Origin of the sequence: Burkholderia alba, assembly GCF_034721475.1 — a bacterium.
GTDB lineage: Bacteria > Pseudomonadota > Gammaproteobacteria > Burkholderiales > Burkholderiaceae > Burkholderia > Burkholderia alba.
Genome location: NZ_JAWJWL010000031.1, coordinates 13,441 through 35,483 on the forward strand (window position 1 = coordinate 13,441; position 22,043 = coordinate 35,483).

A 22,043-nucleotide genomic window follows, 5' to 3' on the forward strand; every position below is an offset into this window, starting at 1 on the left:
CGCGAGCCCGGCGATCTCGACCGGATCGCCGAGCCGGGTGCCGGTGCCATGCGCCTCGACATAGCCGATCTCGGCGGCCGCCACGCCGGCCCGCTCGATCGCGGCGCGGATCACGCGCGCCTGCGCGGCGGGATTCGGCACCGTGTAGCCGCTGGCCCGGCCGCCGTGATTGACCGCCACGGCGCGGATCACGCCGTGGATCATGTCGCCGTCGCGCTGCGCGTCGGCCAGCCGCTTGAGCATCAGCACGCCGACGCCCTCGCCGGGAATGTAGCCGTCGCCGCCCTCGCCGAAGCTCTCGCAATGCCCCTTCGAGGAGATGAACTGTCCGCGCGAGAGCATCAGGTACTTGCCCGGATGCAGGCTCAGGTTCACGCCGCCGGCGAAGGCCGCGTCCACCGCGCCGGCGGCCAGCGCGTCGCAGGCCATGCCGAGCGCCACCAGCGAGCTCGAGCACATGGTGTCGACCGCCATCGCGGGGCCGCTGAAATCGCAGACATAGGACAGGCGCGTGGCCACCGACGAAGTGCCCCCGCCCAGCCCCATGCGCTCGGGCGCGTCGAGCGCGAACAGCGGATACTCCTGGCCCATCACCCCGGCCCAGATGCCGACCCGGCCGTCGGCACCGCCCCGCGCGCGCAGCGCCTCGCGGGTGTAGCCGGCATCCTCCATGGCGTGCCAGCAGTGCTGGACGAACAGCCGTTCGAGCGGATCCATGATCTCGGCCTCGCGCGGCGAGATCTGGAAGAACAGCGGATCGAAAGCGTCGGCCTTGTCGATGAAGCCGCCCCACTTGCTCGAGATCGTGCCGGGCTCGCGGCCCGGACGATAGTAATCGCGCCAGTCCCAGCGCTCGGCCGGGATCTCGGTGATGCAGTCGCGACCTTCGCGCAGGTTGTCCCAGAACGCGTCGAGATCGCGCGATTGCGGAAAGCGCCCGGCCATGCCGACCACCGCGATCGCCTCGCCGTGTCGATCCGGCTCGCCCGGCTCGTCTCGCCGATCGCGCGCGCGCAGGCCGGCATCCGGCCGGGCGGCGCCGTCCGCGGCCGCGAGCTGGCGCAGGGAGGCGTTCGCCAGCGATGCCACGCAGCGCAGTTGTTCGTCGTAGATCTCGGCGTCGAGCGTCAGGAAGCCGGCATTGACGCGGCGCGCGCGCGTGAGAACGATCGCGCGCGCCGTCATCGGCTGCCACAGCGTCAGGCGCTCGATCAGCAGCGGCACGAAGGTCGGCGCCTCGCCCGCGGCCGGCCGCGGCGCGCCGGGCTCGGCGCTGCCGTCGGGATCGACCTGGTAGCAGGCGTTCAGCAGCAGCGGATCGAGCGGCAGATCGAGCGCATGGCGCTTGCCCTCGAGATCGACCTCGCAGGCGACGCGCCCGTCGGCCAGCGCGAAGGCGCGGCGGATCGAGCGCAGCGCCGGGCCGATCGTGAACGCGGGCACGGTCTCGTACCAACGCTCGATCGCCTCGCGCGACAGCTCGCGCGCGCCGGCACGCAGCGCCGCCCAGTCGAGCGCGGCGGGCTCGGATGCCGGGGCCGCCACGCACTCGCCTTCGCAAGCGGTGCGCCAGTCGGCCTCGCCGCCGACGCGATGCCGCACCGAGAATCGTGCGGCGGCCGCCTCCAGGCGCACCTCGAGTTCCACCTGCTGCCCGGCGTCGAGCCGCAAGGGGCCGCCGCTGAAACGCACCTCGCTCAGCGCCAGCGGCCAGGCCTCGCCGCGCCCGGCACGGGCATGCAGGACCAGGCAAGGATGCACGATGCCCATCAGGGCCGGCTTGCCGTCGACCAGATGGTCGGCCAGTTGCGGCTCCGACGCCGCGAAGCGATAGCGCGCGGGCGGGCGCGCCTCGGCGGACGGGGCCTCGGGGGCGACAGCGGCTTCGGCGCGCGCCTCGGTGCCCGGCGTGGTCGGCGTGGTCGGCGTGGTCGGCGTGGTCGGCGTGGTCGGCGTGGTCGGCGTGGCCGCGGACGCGGCCGGCGCGCTGTCGCGCAGATGCTCGATCAACTGCTCGACCGTGTTGTATTCGAACAGCAGCGTCGGGTTCAGGCGGCGCGACAGGCGCTGCTCGATGTCCTTGAGGATCGTCAGCATCTGCAGGGAACTGAGCCCCATGTCGAAGAAGCCGCGACGTACGTCGAGCGCGGCCGGCTCGACGCCGAGTTGGGCGGCGAACACCTCGCGCAGCTCGCGTTCGACGGCCGGCATATCGAGACGCGCCGGGCCGGGCACGGCAACCGGAGCGGCCGCGGGCGGGACCGCGGGCGCGGCCGGCACGGCATCGAACAAGCTCGCGCGCGGGGCCCCGGCATCCGGCCAGGCGCGCACGCGCTTGCCCGTCAGTTCGCCGAGCGTGGCCAGCCAACGGCCTTGCGCGTCGTAGAACTCGATGTCGAGCTTGCGGATGTCGTTGGCCAGCGCAATACGCTCGAGACGCACGCGCGCCAGGCAGGCACCGTCGAGCGCGGCGCGCGCGCGGAAGCAGCCGTAATGCAGCGGCAGATAGAGCGCCGCGTCGTCGCCGGCTTCGTGCCCGGTGCTCGCCAGCGCCGCCTCGAGCGCCGAGGACGCCACCGCCGCGCCGTCGATCAGCGTCGGATGGAAATGCGTGCCCGGCAGCGCCGCGCGATAGGCCTCGGGCACCCGCAGCTCGATCAGGCAGCCCCATTCATGCCGGCGCAGCTCGCCTTCGGCGCGCATCAGCGCGTCGTGCACCAGGCCGCGGCGGCGGGCGCGCTCGTAGATCGCCGCCAGCTCGACGCGCTCCAGCGGCGCGGAGGCCAGCAGCGCGGCGTCGAGATCGGGCTCGTGCGCCACCGCCGGATGCAGTTCGGCCGCGCAGTAGGGATCGCCGGGCGCGTCGGCCGGCGCCACCTCGATCGCGTGGATGCCGTCCGCCAGCGCGCGCATGCCGATCGTCAGCGCCAGCGCGCCGCCGTCGGGCACCACCAGCGGGCGGTAGATGACTAGATCGCGCAGCGTCGTCGCGAAGCGATCGCGCTGCCATCCCTGGCTGGCGACCGTGCTCAGCAGGTCGATATAGGCGAGTCCCGGCAGCACGCGCTGGCCGTGAACCCGATGCGAGGCAACCACCGGATGCGACGCGTCGATGACGAGATCAAATGCTTTTTTCATGAATCATGCCCCAGCTCGACTGAATCTGTGAAAGAACGGCGGCCGCGGCGCGCGAAGCCGCGGCGACGGGCGCCGTCGGTGCGCTGCGCGCGTAGCGGCGGCGCTGCAGGACCGGCAAAGGCAACGGCTGGCGGCGCTGCACGTAGGCCGCGTCGGGCACGAACTGCTCGACGATCGCATGGCAGTTCGTGCCGCCGTCGGGAAAGCAGCTCTGCGCGGCCACGCGCGGCGCCGCCGCGCTGCCGGCCCAGGCGCGCGGCGCGCGATCGAAGCGCGCGCGCGAGGCGCCGAAGTCGTAGTGATCGAACGGCGCGGTGGCGCAGCGGCTCGGCGCGATCTCGCCGCGCGCGACGCTCAGCAGGCAGCGCGCGAAGCCGGCCAGGCCCGAACTGAGCAGCAGGTGGCCGACGCTCGGCTTGAGCGAGCCGAGCGAACACGGCGCCAGGGTGGTGTCGTCGAGCCGGTAGACCTGCGACAGCGCCTTGATCTCGACCGCGTCGACCACCGCCGAACCACCGCCGTTCACTTCGATGTAGCCGATCTCCTCGACACGCCGGCCCGCCGCGTCGAGCGCCCGGCGCATCACCTCGCGCTGCGCGTTCAGGCTCGGCGAACCGGGGCCGAGCGTGCGGCCGTCGTTGTTGACCGCGAGCGCGCCGAGCACCGCCAGGATGCGGTCGCCGTCGGCGCGTGCGCGCTCGAGCGTCTTGCAGACCACCGCCACCACGCCCTCGCCGAGCACGTCGCCGGCGGCGTCGCGCTCGAAGATGCGGAACACGCCGTCGGGGCTCAGGATATTGCGCGCGGCGAACAGGTCGTGCGCCTGCGAGTTGCCCAGCAGGCTGGTGGCACCGACCAGCGCCATCTCGATGCGCCCGCCGCGCAACGCGTCGGAGGCCAGCGACAGCGCGGTCAGCCCTGACGAGCAGGCGGTATCGACCACCAGGCTCGGCCCGCTCAGGTTGAAGGCGCGCGAGATATTGCTCGCCAGGTAGTTCTGGCCGACGCCGAGGATCGGATGCGCGGCGGCCGCCAGGCCCGGCGCATCGGCGACCACCTGCAGGCGGCCGCCGACATAAACGCCCACCGCCCGCCCGGACAGCTCCTTGGCGGCATAACCCGCATCGCAGAACGCATGCAGGCTCTCCTCGAGCATCAGCCGCGCCTGCGGGTCCATCACCGCCACGTCCGACGCGTGCAGCCCGAAATGGGCGGCGTCGAAAGCGTCGATGTCGTCGAGCCAGCCGGCGTGGACCGGCGCCTCGCCGGTCGGCCAGCGCGCGTCGCGCATCGGCGTGATCGCGACGCCGCCGCTGGTCTGCAACTGCCAGAAGGCGTCGAGATCGGCCGCGCCGGGCAGGCGCACCGCGAGGCCGACGATCGCGATGTCGTCGCGCCCCGTGGGCGCGGTGGGCGCGGTGGGCATGGCGGCGGGCGCGGGCGTTGCCGCGGCAGCCGGCACCGCGAGGCCGCCCTGGTCGGCCCCGCCGTCGCCGCCGGCATCGCCTGCCGGGGCGCCATCCTGCCGCGCGTCGGGCGCGGCGCCGAAGCGGCTCGCCAACGCGGGCGCGTGTCCGGCGAGCAGATGAGCGCCGAGCGCGCCGAGCGTGGTGTGCTCGAGCATCACCGAGGGATCGAGCCGGGCGCCCGTCAGCTCGCTCATGCGGCTGACCAGCTGCAGCACCATCACCGATTCGATGCCGTAGTCCGAGAACGGAGCATCGGGATCGGCCACCTGCTCGGCCGTGAACTTGAGCTCGTCGATCAGCATCGTGCGCAGCCAGTCCAGGGTCGCCCCCAGCAGGTGCTCGCGCGACGCCGCCGGTTCGGCGGCGGTAGAGGCGACGGTAGCGGCGGTAGCCACGGCGGCGGCCGGCGCGGCCTGCACCGGCCGGCTTTCCTCGGGCAGCGGCGCGAGCAGCGCCGACGCGTCGAAATCCGCGTCGATACAGCACGGCAGCAGCACGGCCGGCCCTTCGCCGCGCAAGGCCTCGGCCACGCAGCGATCGACCAGCGCGAGGCCGGCGGCGGTCGGGATCGGCTTCAATCCGCTGCGGCCGAAGGCCGGCATCGAGGTGCCCACCGCCATCCCGGTTTCGCCCCAGGCCGGCCATTGCAGCGAACGCAGGCGCGTATCGCCGCGCGCGTGGCTGGCGCGTGCGTAGGCATCCATGTAGGCATTGGCCATCGCGTAATCGGCCTGCCCGGCCGCCAGCCGAGGCACCAGGGCCGAGACCGACGAGAACGCCAGGAAAAAGCGCAGACGCGGGCCGGCGACGCTGCCGTGCAGGGCGGCGAGGCCGGCCATCTTCGGCGCACAGACCGCCGCGATCTGTTCGGCCGGCTGCCTGAGAAAGGCCGGATCGGCGCCGGTCAGGCCGGCGCAATGGAACACGCCGCTGAACGCGCCGAGCTCGGCCGCGAGCCTGTCGTGCGCGGCCCGCACCTCCGTCTCGCCATCGAGCGCGCAGGCGGCATAAGCGACGCGCACGCCGCGCGCGACCAGCGCCTGCAGGCGCGTCAGCTTGTCGAGCGTGCGCGCGGACAGGCCGCCCGCGGTGCCGGCGGCAATCCGGGCCGGCCAGTCGGCCGGCGCCGGCAGCCTCTCGCGGCCGACGATGCCGATCGCGCGCACGCCCGAGGCGGCCAGATGCTCGACCAGCGCGGCGCCGATCCCGCCGGTGCCGCCCGTCACCAGCACGACCTCGTCGGCGCGATACGGCGTGCCCGCGCCGGCGGCCCGTTCGAGTCGCTCGAGCGCGGGCTCGAAACGCTCGCCGTCGCGATAGCAGCAGGCCGGAACCGGGCCTGCCAGGAACTCCTGTTCGATCCGCTCGACCAGCGTCTCGATCGATGCCGGGGCGGCGTCGAGATCGAGCGTGCCGGAACGCACGGAGCGGTATTCGGCCGACAGCATCCGGTACAGCCCCGCCGCGCGCGCGCCGTGCAGGGTCGCGGCGCCGGGCCAGCCGGCCAGGCCCCGCGTGATCTGCAGCAGCGCGGGACGCTGCCCGCGATGCGCGGCCAGCAGGCCTTGCAGCAGCGCGAGCTTGCCGAGTTCGGGCGCGGCCGGCCCGGCCCGCTCGGGATCGAGCCCGCTCAGGTCGATCAGACCGAGCGGCGCCCCCGCGAGCCGCGCCGACACGGCTTGCCAGGCCGCGCGCCCGCTGTCGGCGCGCTCGAGATCGATCTCGAGCGCGCCGGCCTCGGCGGCACCGTCGCCATGCAGCAGCAGGCGATCGACGGCCGTGCCGGAGCGCGCGAACAAGCGGCGCGCCAGTTCGAGCGTGGCCGGCGTGGCGAGGATCAGCAGCGCCCCGCCGGCGACGGCCGCCGCCGTGTCCGGCGCGGGCCGCGCGGCCGCGCGCCAGCCCGGCACCAGCAGCGCGGTGCCGGCCTCGGCCTGCGAGCAGGCGTCGGGCGCGGCAACGCCGCCCGCCTCGGCATCGGCGCGTCCGCCCGCGATGGCGGCGGATGCGGCGATCAGCGACTGCGTCTCGACCGGTGCCCAGTAGCGCTCGCGGGCGAACGGATAGAGCGGCAGGCGCACGCGGCGCGGCGCGGGGCCGGCGCGATCGCGCTCCCAGTCGATCCCGGCGCCGGCGACCCAGGCCCGCGCCACCGCGTCGTGGTCCGCCATATCGAGCATGTCGGCCATGCCGGCCGCCTCGGCCGACGCCTTGGCGCGATACAGCACGGTGGCCTCGCCCGTCACGCGCGAGGCCAGCACGGCGCCGGCGCCGAGCGCGGCCAGCTCGGCCTCGATGCGGGCCCAGCCGTCGCGGGCCGCGCGCAGCCGCCGCAGCAGCTGCTCGGGCGAGGCGGCCGCGAAGGCCAGCCGCTCGCGCATCGCCTCGCGCCCGACCTGCAGCGTGTGGGCGATACCGGCCAGCTCCGGCGGCATCGCGCTCGCGGCCTCGAGCATGGCGATCAACTGCTCGATCTTCTCCAGCAACTGCCTGCCGGTGCGCGCCGAGAGCGGCACCAGCCAGCGCGTAGCGGTCCCGCCCGCGCTCGCCGGCGCGCCGCTCGCCGGCGGCTCGACATGCTCGCGCACGATCAGGTGCGCGTTCGAGCCGCCCGCGCCGAACGACGAAATCGCCGCGACCCGGGCGCCACCGGCCAGGGCCGGCCAGTCGGCGGCCTCGCGCTGCACCACGAACGGGGTGCGCGAGAAATCGATGTTCGGATTGAGGCTGGCGGCATGCAGCGACGGCGCCAACGTGCGGTGCCGCATCTGCAGCACGATCTTCGACAGGCCCGCGATACCGGCCGCGCTTTCCGCGTGCCCGATGTTCGACTTGACCGAGCCGATCGGGCAGCGCGCCTCGCTGCCGCGGCCCGCGAAGGCGCGCGTGAGACCGGCGATCTCGATCGGATCGCCGAGCGCGGTGCCGGTGCCGTGCGCCTCGACATAACCGATCGCCTCGGGCGCGACCGCCGCGCGGCGCAGCGCATCGCCGATCAGCGCGGCCTGGGCATTCGGATTGGGCACTGAATAGCCGTTGGTCTTGCCGCCGTGGTTCAGCGCGGAACCGGCGATCACGGCGTGGATCGCGTCGCCGTCGGCCAGCGCGTCGGCCAGCGGCCGGATCAGCACCGCGCCGACGCCCTCGCCCGGCACGTAGCCGCTGCCGCCCTCGCCAAAGCTGCGGCAGCGGCCGTCCTCGGCGAGGAAGCGGCCCTGGCCGAGCACCAGGTACTTGTTCGGATGCACGCTGACATTCACGCCGCCCGCGATCGCGAACGCGCACTCGCCGGCCGCGATGCTCTGGCAGGCCAGGTGGATCGCGCTCAGCGAGGACGAGCACATGGTGTCGAGCGTCAGGCTCGGCCCCTGGAAATCGCAGAAGTACGACACCCGATTCGCGATCGAGGCGACGTTGCCGGGAATCGCCAGCGGCCGGCCGAGCGCGGTCTGCTCGGCGCCGTAGAGCTGGTACTCGTTGTACATCGCGCCGACGAACACGCCCACCGCCGCCCCCTCGAAGGCCCCGGCATCGATGCCGCGCCGCGTCATGGCGCGACGCGAGGCGGCCGCGATCGAGGCGCGCGTGTAGCCGGCATCCTCGAGCGCGTGCCAGGCCGTCTGCAGGAACAGCCGCTCCTGCGGATCGAGCACCTCGGCCTCGCGCGGCGAGATCTGGAAGAACACGGTGTCGAACTGGTCGACGCCGTCGATGAAGCCACCCCAGCGGCCATTGGTCTTGCCCGCCTGGAAGGCGCCGGGCGCGAAATAAGGATCGTGGTTCCAGCGCTCGCGCGGAATCTCGGTGATGCTGTCGCGGCCCGCGCGCAGGTTGGCCCAGAACGTGTCGAGCTCGGGCGCCTGCGGATAACGACCGGCCAGTCCGACGATCGCGTAGGCGCCGGCCGCAGCGGCCGAGTCCGCCCGCCCGATGGCGGCGGGCTCGGCCGGCGCTGCCGGCCCGGCCGCGGGCTCGATATCGCCCTTGAGATCGCCCAGCAACGCGGTGAGACGCGGCCCGTGCTGCGCGACGAAATAGGCGCACAGCGCGCCGAGCGTGCGGTATTCGAAGAACAAGGTCTTCGACAAGGGCCCGAATACGGCCTCGAGCTTGCTGGTGAGCCGCACCACCATTACCGAATCGATACCGTAGCGCTCGAGCGCCTCGTGGCCATGGATGCGATACGGCGGCAGACCGAACACGTCGGCCAGCAATTGCTTGAAGTAATCGATCGTCGCGCCGAGCAGATCGGCCGGCGCGGCCGCGGCGCGCGACGTGTCCGCCAGGCTGGCGGCGGCGGGCAGCGCCGCCGGCGAGCCCTTCGGCGCGTGCGTGGCGGCGCCGCCAGCCGCAGCGGCCAGCCCGAAGCGCGCCAGCGCCAGCGACGGATCTCCCTCGGCGACCAGCATCTGCGTGACGCCCTCGCGCAAGCCCAGATGCAAGGCGGCCAGCGCCGTGTCGGTCGCGAGCGGCCGCACGCCGAGTTCGCTCGCCAGCCGCGCCTCGGTCTGCGGATCGGGGCGCATGCCGCCGTCGGCCCACAGCGACCAGTCGACCGCCAGCGTCTGGCCGCGCCGCGCGCCGCGCGCCACCAGCGCGTTGCGCGCATGCGCGAAACCGTCGAGGTAGGCATTGGCGGCGGCGTAGTCGGCCTGGCCGACATTGCCCGTCACGCCGCTGGCCGAGGCGCACAGCACGAACAGGTCGAGCGCGAGATCGCGCGTGGCCAGGTCGAGCGCCGCCACGCCGCGCACCTTCGGCGCGAACACGCGCTGCAGTTCGTCGGGCGCCTTGTTGATCACGAAGTTGTCCTCGGCCAGCCCGGCGCTGTGAATCACCCCGTCGAGCCGGCCGTGCGCGGCGAGAATCGCCTCGACCAGCGCGCGTGCCTGCTCGGGATGCGATACGTCCGCCTGCCGGTATTCGACGCGCGCGCCCGGCGCCGCGAGCGCGGCATCCGCCGCCGAGCGGCCGCTCAGCACCACACGTGCGGCCGGCGCGGCCGCCAGGATGTCCCGCGCGAGCAGGCGGCCGATGCTGCCTGCACCGCCCGTCACCAGGTAGACGCCGCCGTCGCGCCAGGCCGGCCGCGCCGGTGCGGCATCGAGGCGGCGCCAGTCGGCCAGGCGCCGGCGCCGGCCATCCAGCCAGACGGCGCGACGCGACGGATCGTCGGCCGCGCGGGAGATCTCGTGCAGCGCGGCGGCGTCGAGCGAGGGCGCGGCCAGCATCCAGGCCGAGAAGCGCGGATTCTCCAACGCCGCGGTCTTCAGCATGGCATCGAGCGCCAGCACGCCGGGGCCGTCCGGCCAGCCGAGCGCAACCACCTGCAACAGCACGCCCGCTTGCCCGGCACCTTCGGCCAGCAGCGCGCGCACGCGCTCGAACAAGGCCGTCGCGGCCCGGCCGAAGGCGTCCGCCTGCGCGAGCGCGTCGTGGCCGGTCAGTTCGATGGCCAGCACCCGCGCCATCACGCCCAGCACGGCGCGAGCCGCCTCGGCCAAGACTTCCACCTCGCCGTTCGCGGCCAGCACCAGCAGCTCGCGGCGCGGCGTCGTGCCGTCGCGGCGGGCGGCCGTGGCCGACGTCCCGGCCGCCTCGGCGAGCGTGTCGCGCCAGTCGCAGGCCAGCAGGATCGGCTCGCCGCGCTTGGCGTGCGAACCGGTGCCGGCCGGATCGGGCGACCCGATCTCGCGCGCCGACAGCCCCGTCAATCGCACGCGCAAGCCGCCGTCCTGGTCGTACAGCTGCGCATCGAGCTTGCGCATGGCGCCCTCGCCCGACACGCTCAGGCGCGCCCACATGCATGCGGTGGTCGGACCGAACACCTCGACGCGATCGAGCGCGAACGGCACGCGTGAGGGCAGCACGTCGCCCGGCGCACGCAGGAACCAGCCCGCCACGGCCTGCAGCGCGCCGTCGACGAGCGCCGGGTGCAGCACATGGGCAGGCGTGCCGTCGAGCGCCGCCGCGTCGCCGCGTTCGAGCGTGTCCTCGGACAGCACGGCCGGCAGGCACAGCAACGCCAGGCATTCGTCATCGCCGGCCCACACGGTGTCGAGCGCGCGGCAGCCTTCGCCATAAGCGAGACCCGCCGCCGCGAAGGCGGCGTAGCAGGCCGCCGCGTCGAGCCGGCGCGCACAGCGCGCGCGCACCGCCTCGAGCTCGAGCGGCGCGGCAGCCGGCAGCGGCGCGGCCAGCGTCACGACACCCTGACAATGCACGGTGTCGGCCGCCGCCGCGTCGCCGGCCGGCCTGCTCGCGATGGTGAAGGCGAAGGCTCCGGCCGAGGCCGGCTCGAGCATCTCGAGCCGGGTCTCCAGCACCCGCGCCACTTGCGCATCGGCCGCGAACGGCGTGGTCCAGCCGATCTTGCCGAGCGAGGCGCCGCGCAGGGAGGCGCGACGCGACGGCGGCAGGGCCCGCAAGGCCGCGGCCAGCGCCATCTCCAGATAGGCGACCCCGGGCAGGATCGGCCGGCCCTGGATCACATGGTCGGCCAGCACGCGCTCGCGGCCCGTGAAGGTCGAGACGAACACCGGCGAGGCCGTATCGGCGCGCCGCGCATGCAGCAGCGGATGAAGCGGCGCGGCCGGCGCGGGATCGACGCGGCTCGGCATGGCCCCGGCCTGCGGGGCCGCCGCCGGCTCGGCCGCGGCCTTGACCCAGTAGTGCTGCCGGTCGAACGGGTAGGTCGGCAGCGCGAGCCGGTCGGGCAAGCTGCCGCGATAACGCAGCCGCCAGGCGATCGGGTAACCCTGCCGGTAGAAATCGGCGAGCGCGCGCAGCACGGCCGGCTGGCCCGGCGGCGGCGGATCGCCGGCCAGGTCGTCGCCGAGCTGACGCACCAGGCGCTCGACCGCTTCCTCGATGGCCGGCTGGGCCGGTTCGCGGCCGTCATGGCGGCCGATGAAGGCGTGCTCGCCGAACACCTCGGCGCTCAGCGCATCGCTGCTGCGCGAACGCTCGCTGGCCGGCTCGAGCCGCTCGGCCAGCAGCCGCGCGAGCAGCGCGGCCGCCTCGGTGCGATCGGTCGCGACGATCGCGCAGCGGTATTCGAAGTGATGACGCCCCTCGAACAAGGTGTAGGCCAGCGCCGCCAACTCGGGCGCGTCGGCGCGCCCCAGCACCTCGAGCAGCTGGCGCGCGCGGGCCGCCAGCGAGGCCAGCGAACGCGCCGACAGCACCAGCAGGCTGGCGTGCCCCGCCGCGAAGCGCTGCGGTGCGCGCTGCTCGGCGGCCGTCAGATCGCGGATCACCGCATGCGCGTTGGTGCCGCTCATGCCGAACGCGCTGACGCCGCCATGGCGCGCACGATCGGCACGCGCCGGCCAGGCGCGTGCCTCGCGGTTCACGAACAGCGCGCTGTCGCGCCAATCGATATAGGCGTTCGGCGTCGAGAAATGCAGGCTCGGCGGGATCGTGCCGTGGCGCAGCGCCGATACCAGGCTCAGCGCGCTGAGCAGGCCCGAGACCGCGAGCGTGTGGCCGAAATTGGTCTTGGTCGAGCTCAGCGCGCAATGCGGGCCGTCGTCCGACTTGCCGAACACCTCGGCCAGCGCATTGACCTCGACCGCGTCGCCGAGCGAGGTGGCCGTGCCATGCGTGACCACGTAGTCGATCTGGCGCGGAGCCAGCCCGCTGGCCGCGTAGGTGTCGCGCAGCAGGCGCACCTGCGCGGCGCCGCTGGGGGCGGTGATGCCGTTGGTCTTGCCGTCGTAGTTGATGCCGCTGCCGGCCACCACCGCGAGGATCGGATCACCGTCCTCGAGCGCGGCCGCCAGTCGCTTGACCACCAGCGCCGCCACCGCCTCGCCGGGCACCATGCCGTTCGCGCCTTCGTCGAAGGTGAGGCAGCGGCCTTCCGGTGAGAGCATGCCGGCCTCGCCGAGCCGCGTGTAGGACTCGGTGGTCAGCATCAGATGCACGCTGCCGACCAGCGCGAGATCGCATTCGCCCAGCCGCAGGCTCTGGCAAGCCTGGTGCAGGGCCACCAGCCCCGACGAGCAGGCGGTGTTCAGGGTCATCACCGGCCCGTGGAAATCGAGCAGGTAGGCCAGATGCGAGGCCGTGATCGCCGCGTGGTGCGCGGTGATCGCGCCGCCGCCGCCGAGCCGGAAGTACTCTCCCTCCTCCAGCCCCACGAATACGCCGGCGCGCCGCGCGGCGAGCTGCTGCGGGCCGATCGCGGCATCCTCCAGCGCGCGCCAGGCCTCCTCCAGCAACAGACGCTGACGCGGGTCCATTTCCTCGGCCGCGCGCGGCGAGATGTCGAAGAACAGCGGGTCGAACTCGCCGGCGCCGCGCAGCGAACCGCAGCGATAGCCGGCCGGAGCCCCGGTGTCGCTGACGGCTTCCCTGCCCTCGCGCAGCCATTGCCACATCTCGTCGATCGAATCGGCCTGCGGGAACCGGCCGCTCGCGCCGATGATCGCGATCGGCTCGAGCGCTCGAGGCCCGCTCGCGACGGTATCGTCGCGCGCGGCGGCGGCCGCGTCCGGGCGTGTCGAAGTCGTCGGCACGGCGGCTGAGGCAGCGGGATCGGCGGCGGCCGGCGCGACGGCTTCGTGCGTGTCGGCGCCGGCCGCCTGGCGCGCCAGCAGCGCGTCGCCATGCGCGGCGGCCAGATGCGAGGCGATCCGGCCCAGCGTCGGATGACTGAAGAACATGGCCGGCGTGACAGGCAGGCCGAAATGCGCCTGCATCGCCTTGGCGAGCCGCGCCAGCCCGATCGAGTCAAAACCGTAGGCGTTGAGCTCGGCGTTCGCGCCCAGTTCGTCGACCGGAATCTGCGACAGCGCGCTGGCCAGGGTCTTCAATTCGGCGAGCACGGCGCGCGCCAAGGCGCGTGGGTCGGGAGCGGAGACGGAATCCATCGGATCGGAAACGTAAGGGGGTGAATCGATGCGCACGCTGGCCGTGTCAGGACCGCCGTGCAGCGCCTGCGCGGCGCGAGGGCCGGCCGGCGACGCCGAATCGGCCGCCGCCGGCGCGAGCGCGAGCAGCCGTTCGATGCGCGCCGCGTCGCCCGCCAAGAAGGCGAGCTGCTCAATGTCGGCGCCCAGCGCCGCCTCGAACAGCGCCAGGCCGGCATCTGCCTCGAGCAACGCCATGCCTCGGGAGGCCAGATAGCGCGCCAGGGCCTCGGCGGAAGCGGAACCGGCCGAGGCGCGCACCGGCCCCATGCCGCCGTCGCGCCACAACGGCCAGCCCAGGCAGAGGCTGCGCCCGCGTCGCTCGCGGCGCGCCGCGCGCTGGTTGCGATGCGCGGCATGCGCCATCAGGAAGCGGTTCGCGACGCTGTAGCTGGCGGCACCGAGATCGCCGATCAGCGCCGCGATCGAGCCGAAATGACAGAGGTAGACGAGCGGATCGTCGGCGCACAGCACGTCGAGGATGTCGGCGCCGGCCTGCTTGGCCGCGATCACCCGACGGAACTCGGCGGCATCGGCCTCGAGCAGGGAGGCGCCCTCCTCCACGCCGGCCGCGTGGATCACCGCCTCGAGCGGGCCGAAGGTATCGCGCGCGGCCTGCAGGGCCGTCGCCATGGCCGAGTGATCGGTCACGTCGGCGGGGAAATAGCGCAGTTGCGCGCCATGCGCGCGCAGCTCGTCGAGCCGCGCCTCGAGCGCGGCGTCGGCCGGCGAGCGGCCCGTCAGGGCGATCCGCACGGCCGCGCCGTGGGTGCGCGCGAGATGGGCGGCGAACAGCAGGCCGAGATGGCCCGCGCCGCCCGTGATGAACCACACTCGCGCACGCGCCGAGGGCGGCGCCGCCCGCGGATCGAGTGCCGGCAGCGCCACGCGCTCGCGCACCAGCACGCGGCGTTCGCCGCCCTCGTAGCTGGCACTGCCCGCGCTCGGCGCGAGCCATTCGGTCAGCACCGGCTCGAGCATCTGCCGCATCGAGCGTGCATCGTCGTGCTCGGCGGCCTCGACGATCAGCGCCGACAGCTCGGTATCGGGCAGCACGGCGCGCGAGGAACGCTCGAAGCCGATCCAGGCCTCGGCCGCCGTGCGCTCGGCGGCGCTGCGGCAGGCCAGCGCCGCCATCGCGCGCGCCGGATGACGACCGTCGGCGCACAGCGCGCGCAGCATCCCGGCGAATTGCTCGGGCGCCTTCGACAATGCCGGCGCCTCCAGCGGCCACAGATAAAGCAGGCCGTCGATCGCGCCATGCGTCGCGGCGAGCGTGCGTGCCAGTGCCGCGAGCTGCGCGGCGGCGTCGGCAGCCACGCGATGGCCCTGCGCGCCGACCGGCGCAAAGCCCTCTCGCGCGACGAAGACCAGTCGCGCGCCGGGCATGCGTTCGGCCGCCAGCGCCGTCAGCTGCGCCTGCCAGTCGGGGTGCGACAGGCAACACAGCACGGTGCGCGGCGTCGAGGCGGCACCTGCCAGCGGCGCCGGCGCCGCGGCGGGCCGCCACGATTCGGTCACCGCCACAATCGCGGGCGCGGTCGAAGCGGATGATTCGTGCGCATCGGGCGACCCAGCTTGCGCCGCCAGCGACGCGTCAGCCGCGCGCGAGCCCGCCGCGGCCACGGAAGGCCGGATCGCCGCCCGGGGCGAGCCTGCCGCGTCTTGGAGCGCCGGCCCCGGGCCGCCCGAAGGCGGCGCATCGAAGGCCCAGTGCCGCACCCGCGCGAACGGATAGCCGGGCAAGGGCACACGCCGTGCGAACGCCGGCTGCCGCAGCCCGCGCCAATCGATCGCGAGATCGGCGCGGCCGGTCCAGCCCTCGGCCAGCGTGGGCAGATCGCCGCCCGCCAGCGCGGCATCGATTCGCGCCGCATGCTCCGCGTCGCCCGCCGCCGCTGCCGGCCCTGCCTGATCGTCCGCCAGCGCATCGCGGCTGAACCAGACGCGCCCCGCCGAGGCGGGCCGCCCGGCCAGCGCATCGCGCAGGCAGTTCGCCAGCGCCGCGACGCTGTCCGTCACGATCGCCACGCGATCGGCCAGCGCATCGCGGCCGAGCCGCAAGGTATGGGCGATGTCGGCCAGCGCGAGTGCCGGATTGGCATCGAGATGCGAAGCCAGGCGTCGCATCGTCTCGTGCAGCCGCTCGCGGTTGCGGGCCGACAGCACGATCAGTTCGTCGCCGCGCGGCGCGGTGGCGGGCCGCTCGTCGAGATACTCCTCCAGCACCGCGTGCGCGTTCACGCCCGAGAAGCTCAGGCTGCTGATCCCGGCACGACGCGGCACCGGGCGCCCCTGCCGATCCCGCAGCGCCTCCCAGGGCTGCAGGCGATCGACCACGAAGAACGGGCTGCCGTCGAGCCGTAGATACGGATTGACCTGGTCGAAATGAAGGTTGGGCGGCAGCATCCGATGGCGCATCGCCAGCAGGATCTTGAACAGGCCCGCCATGCCCGCGGCCGCCTCCAGGTGGCCGAGATTGGTCTTCACCGAGCCGATCCCGCAGCGATGCGCATGGGCCTCGTCGGGATGGCGCCTGGCGAGTTCGGCGAAGGCGCTCTTGATGCCGTTGACCTCGATCGGATCGCCGAGCGGCGTGCCGGTGCCGTGCGTCTCCAGGTAGGTGACGGTCGAGGGATCGATGCAGGCCTCGCTATAGGCCTGGACCAGCAGCTCGGCCTGCGCGACCGGATTCGGCGCGGTCAGCGACGAGGTGCGGCCGCTGTGATTCTCGGCGGTGGCTCGGATCACGGCATGGATCGTGTCGCCGTCCGCCAGCGCGCGCGACAGGCGCTTGAGCACCACCGCGCCGGCCCCCTCGCCGCGCACATAACCGTTCGCGGCGCGGCTGAAGGTCTTGCAGCGGCCGTCCTCGCTGAGCATGCCCGCGTCGCTGAACGACAGCGTCAGGAACGGGCTCGCGATCACGTTCACGCCGCCGGCGATCGCCATCTCGCAGCCGTGATGGCGGATCGCCGCGACCGCGCGGTGCAGCGCGACCAGCGAACTCGAGCAGGCGGTGTCGATCGGCTGGCTCGGCCCGCGCAGGTCGAGCAGGTAGGAGATGCGGTTGACCAGTACCGAATGCGCGAGCCCCGTCGACGAGTAGGCGCCGACCTTCTGCCCCGACTCGACCAGCAGGTTCAGGTAGTCGGGCGCGCCCACGCCCAGGTAGACCGCCGTGCGCGAACCGGCCAGCTCGGCATGGGCGTAACCCGCGTGCGCGATCGCATGGCAGACCACCTCGAGCGCGATCCGCTGGGCCGGGTCCATCAGCTTCGCCTCGTGCGGCGAGATGTTGAAGTAGAGGCTGTCGAACTTGTCGATCTCCGCCATGAAGCCGCCCCACTTCGCCCGCGTCCTGCCTTCGGCGGGCTCGCCATAGAGGTCCTGCCAGCGCCAGCGGTCGGCCGGGACCTCGCTGATCAGGTCGTGGCCCGCCTCGAGATGGGCCCAGAACTGCTCGAGGTCGACCGAGCCGGGCAGCACGCCGGCCATGCCGACGATCGCGATCGGATCGGTGTCGGCCGGCGGTGCGTGGCCCGCCGCGGGTACCGGTGCCGACGTCGATGCGGCCTGCTCGCTGGCACTGCCCGCCGCGCGCGAGGCATCGGCCATCGACACGGTGCCGGCCTGCGCGGCCAACGCCGCGCTCACGGCGGCACCGTGCGTGTCGGCCAGCCAGCCGGCCAGCGCGTCGAGCGTCCGATGCTCGAAGAACAGCGTCGGCGTGACGTCGAGATCGAAGCGCGTATTGAGGGCGTTGGCCAGCTCGACATAGGTGATCGAGTCGAAGCCGTAGTCGGCCAGCGGCACGGCGGCGGCGAATCTCGCAGCGTCGCGCGCCAGCACGCCGGCAGCCAGTTCGCGCAGGACCGTCTCGAGCGCCGCGCGCGGCCGCCGCGCCGCTTCGGGCGGCATCGCGCGCACGTCGTCGAGGCCGTGAGCCTCGCGCAGATGCGCCGCGATCGCCGCGATGCTGCGGTGCTCGAAGAACAGCGCCGGCGTCACGTCGAGTTCGTATGCCTGGTTGATGCGATTGGCCAGCTCGACGAAGGTGATCGAGTCGAAACCGTAATCGGCCAGCGGCACCTCGGCGCGCACCGTGCCGGGCGCGCGGCGCACGATCGACTCGGCCAGCGCGGCGAGCGCGGCATCGGCCGGCGCCGCGCTCGGGGCCGGCAGCGGCGCCGACGCACGAGCGGCGGGCGCCACCCCGGCAGCCGCATGCACGGGCACCGGGGGCACGGCGTAGATCGTCTTCGCGATCTTCGCCGCATCGCCGGCCGCCACGCAGAAGCTCGCGGGATCCTCGGCCGACAGGCCGAACAGCACCGCCATACCCTGCTCCAGCGTCAGCGGCTCGACGCCCATCGCCTTGCGCATCAGCGTCTCGCCAGCCTCGCCGATGCGCATGCCGCCGTCGCGCCAATACGGCCAGTCGATCGCAATGGTGCGGCCGCGCCGCTGTCCGCTCGCGACCAGCGTGTCGCGCCAGGCGGCGAACTGATCGAGCCAGGCGTTCGCGTAGGCATAGGCGCCCTGGCCCACCGTGCCGGCCAGCGAGGAGATCGAGGCGAACAACACCATCAGATCGAGCGGATCCTCGCGCGTGGCTGCATCGAGCCAGCCCGCGCCGCGCACCTTCGGATCGATCACCGCGCCGAGCGCGGCCGGGTCCTGCTTCGCGATCAGGCTGTCACGGATCGCGCCGGCGGCATGCAGCACGCCGTGGATCGGCCCGAAGCTCGCGCGCGTGAACGCGCAGAGCCGCTCCACGTCGGCCTGCTCGGCCAGATCGGCCTGCACGTAGCGAAATGCGCCCGGCAGGGCGGCCAAGCCGGCGGCCTCGATCGCGGCCGCCACCGCCTCGGGTGCGGAGCGTCCGCAGGCGACGATCCGCGCACGGTAGCGGCGCTGCAGCTCGGCCGCGATGCGCAGGCCGAGCGCCCCGGCGCCGCCCGTGATCAGGTAGACGCCCTCGTCGCGGAACAGGCCGCGCGACGCGGTGCCGGTTGGCGGCGCGAGCGCTTCGAGGATCTCGAGTTCGCGCCGGCCGTCGCGCAGACGGGCCAGCACTTCTCCCGCTGCCGGCCGATGCGCCAGCTCGCGCGCGATCGCAGCCGACGCGAGCTCGGGCGGCTGCGCCGGCGTGACCAGCACGCTCGCGATCCAGCCGGGCTGTTCGCGCCGCAGCACGCGCGCGAAACCGGCCAGCGCGCGCTGCGCGGCGCCCGCCATCGGGGCCGCCGGATAGGCCAGGAACAGCAGCCGGCCGCGCTCGATGCCGCGTTCACGCAGCGCGGCCAGCAGGGCATAGAGCGAAGCCGGCACGGCCGCGCCGTCGGTGGGCCAGGCATCGGCCGCCAGCACCAGACGTGCCGGCAGCCCGACGGCCAGCCGGGCCGCGAGCGCGCGCCAGTCCGGTTCGCCCCGCGTGCCGGACTCGTCGAGCACGCCGATCAGCTGCGGGGCCGCGCCCTCGAGTCCGGCGGCCAGCAACTGCGCCGTCTGGCGACGCGCGGCCACCACTAGCGTCTGCGTGCCGGCGACGGCCTCGCTGGCCTCATCGCCGGCCGCCGCGAGCGCCGCCACGCGCCAGGCCGGCGCGAAACGATGCGGCGCGGCCGGCTTGCGGCGGCTATAGGGCCGGTAGGACAGGTCGCGCAGCTCGGCCAGTACGCGGCCGTCGTCGGCCACGATGTCGATGTCGAAGCGTCGCTCGGCGAACTCGCTCGAGGCGTGATTGCCGGCCACCCGCGCGTGGGCATAGCAACTGGCGCCCAGCGGCGCATGCACGGTGATCTCGCCGAGCGCGTACGGGATGTACAGACGGCCGTCGGCCGAGGGGTCGCCCAGCAGCCCAAGCAGGCTCTGCAGGGCGCCGTCCATCAGCGAGGGATGCAGCGTGTAGGCCGGCAGGCAGGCGCGCAGCGCCTCGGGCAGCACCAGCCGCGCCAGCGATTCGGCCGGGTTCCAGCGCAGGGTCTCGAGCGTGCGCAGGCCCGGCCCGTAGATCAGCTCGTTGCGATCGAAGATCCGATAGCACTCGGCCGCCTCCCAGACCCGCGAGCAGCGCGCCTTCACGGCCTCCAGATCGAGACGCGGCGCCTGCGCGGGCGCCGGCACGAAGCGGATGCAGCCCTGCGAATAGGATTCGGCGGCGGCCTCGTCGCGGCCGGCCACGCGGTAGACGAGCCCGCGCGCGGTGGCCTCGAGCTCGATCTGCATCGGCTTGGGCCGGTCGGTCACGATCAGCGGCCTGAGCCAGGCCACGCCGTGCACCTGCACCAGCGTGCCCGGCGCGCCGGCCTGCGCGTCGCCGCGTGCCGCGCGCGAGATGGCCTCGGCCGCGATCGCCATCTCCAGGTGCGAAACCCCAAGCAGCGTTGGCGCGCCCGACACGATGTGATCCTTCAGGTACACCTCGTCGCCCGTGAAGCGGTGGCCGAAGCGCGGCTTGCCGGGCATGGAGAGATCGAGCGAGAGCAGCGGATGCAGCCCGGTCGGCGGCGAGCCCTCGGGCGCGGCCCGCGGCACGAGGCCCGCGGCGCGCGAAGCCGGCGCGGCAGCGGCGCGGCCAGGCCCTTGCGGCCAGTAGAGTTCGCTGGCGAACGCGTAACCGGGCAGCGGCACGCGGCGCGGCGCGAGACCGTCGTAGAGGCCGCGCCAGTCGATCGGCGCGCCGCGCACCCAGGCCTCGGCCAGCGACGCGGCGGGCGCGTCGCGCGCTACCCGCGGCACCGCGATGCCGCCCCGCGCCGTGCCCGGGGCGGCCGCCATCCCGCTCAGCACCGTTGCATCGGCCCGCTCGTCGAGGAAAGCGCGCAGCCCGGCCTCGAGGCCGGCATAGTCGCGGCAGACGATCGCCAGCCGCGCGGCCATCGCGCTGCGTCCGAGCTGCAGGGTGTGGACCACGTCGAGCAGCGCGGGCTGCGCGGCGGCGCACTCGGGGCTGCCGCGCCAGTCGAGCAGGCGCCGGGCCTGCGCGCGCAGCCGCTCGGGGGTGCGCGCCGACAACACCGCGAGCTGCTCGGCCGGCCCCGCCCCGGCCGCCGAGCGAGGCGCGGGCTGCGGGTATTCCTCGAGCAGCAGGTGCGCGTTGGTGCCGCTGAAGCCGAGCGAGGTCACGCCCGCGCGGCGCGGGAACGCCGGATTCGCCGGCCAGCTCTCGAGCGCCGTCACCAGCCGGAACGGGCTGTTGGCGAAATCGATCAGCTGGTTCGGCTCCTCCAGGTGCAGCGAGGGCGGCAACTGCCGGTAGCGCAGGCATTGCACCGCCTTGATCAGCGACGTGATGCCGGCCGCGATCTGCGCATGGCCGATATTGGTCTTGACCGAGCCGATCGCGCAGGACTGCTTGGGGGTGCCGGCCCGGCCGAACACCGTGCCCAGCGCATCCAGCTCGATCGGATCGCCCAGGCGCGTGCCGGTGCCGTGCGCCTCGATGTAGCCGATGGTCTGCGCGTCGATCCCGGCGCGAGCCTGCACCTGCTCGATCAGCGCGGCCTGCGCGTAGGCGCTCGGCACCGTGATGCCGGGCGTCTTGCCGTCCTGATTGAGCCCGGAGCCGCGAATCACGGCATGGATGGTGTCGCCGTCGCGTTCGGCGTCGGCCAGGCGCTTGAGCACCACCGCGCCGACCGTCTCGGACAGCACGATGCCGTTGGCGGCATTGTCGAAAGTCTTGCAGACGCCGTCGGGCGAGAGCATGCCCAGCCGCGAGGCCTGCACGAACAGCTCGGGCGTGCTGAACAGCATCACGCCACCCGCCAGCGCGACGTCGCTGCTGCCGCTGGCGAGGCTCTCGCAGGCCAAGTGGACGGCCACCAGCGCGGAGGAGCAGGCGGTGTCCACCGCCACCGCGGGGCCCTTCAGGTTCAGGAAGTAGGACAGCCGCGCGGCCAGGATCGAACCGGTGTTGCCGGTCAGGCTGTAGGCGTCGATCGGCACCTCGGCCTCGCGCAGATGCGTCTGGTAATCGCCCGTCACGCAGCCGACGAAAGCGCCGCAGCGACGCTCGCCCCAGCTGTCGGGCGCATAACCGGCGTGCTCGATGGCGCGCCACGCCTCTTGCAGGAACAGGCGCTGCTGTGGGTCCATCAGCAGCGCCTCGCGCGGGCTGATGTTGAAGAAGTCGGCGTCGAAGCCGGCGATATCGTCGACCAAGCCCGCCCACTTGCTGTAGCTGCGATTGGTCGCGCCGCGGTCAGGGTCGTAGAACCCAGCGAGATCCCAGCGGCTCGGCGGGATCGGCGTGACGCTGTCGCGGCCCGCGGCGAGGTTGTTCCAGAACGTCTCGATATCGTCGGCGCCGGGGAAGCGGCCGGCCATGCCGATGATCGCCACGTCGCAGGGCGCGTGGGTGGCGCCCGGGTCGACCGCCGGCGCGGCGGTGGTCTCGGGCGCGTCGGCGGCGGCCTGCCGCCCGGCCGACAGCGCCATCAGTTCGGCCGCCTGCGGCGGGCTCAGCTTGCCGTCCTGCACGAGGCGCAGGATGTCAACGGTGGTAATGGACATG

General features: G+C 73.8%; 2 protein-coding genes (1 of these 2 running past the window's edge). Both read right to left on the reverse strand.

Annotation, left to right across the window (positions count from 1 at the left end):
• Window positions 1-3,138, reverse strand: partial view of a beta-ketoacyl synthase N-terminal-like domain-containing protein gene (locus RZR99_RS27130; protein WP_323122868.1) — the beginning only. Its footprint begins 4,332 nt before the window's first position; the window shows 3,138 of its 7,470 coding nt (coding positions 1-3,138); it begins with the start codon at window positions 3,136-3,138; its stop codon lies off the left edge, out of view.
• Window positions 3,122-22,042, reverse strand: a complete 18,921-nt coding sequence (locus RZR99_RS27135; protein WP_323122869.1) for an SDR family NAD(P)-dependent oxidoreductase — start codon at window positions 22,040-22,042, stop codon at window positions 3,122-3,124. Before RZR99_RS27135 ends, RZR99_RS27130 begins: the two co-directional genes overlap by 17 nt.
• Between the last annotated feature and the right edge of the window lies 1 nt (window position 22,043).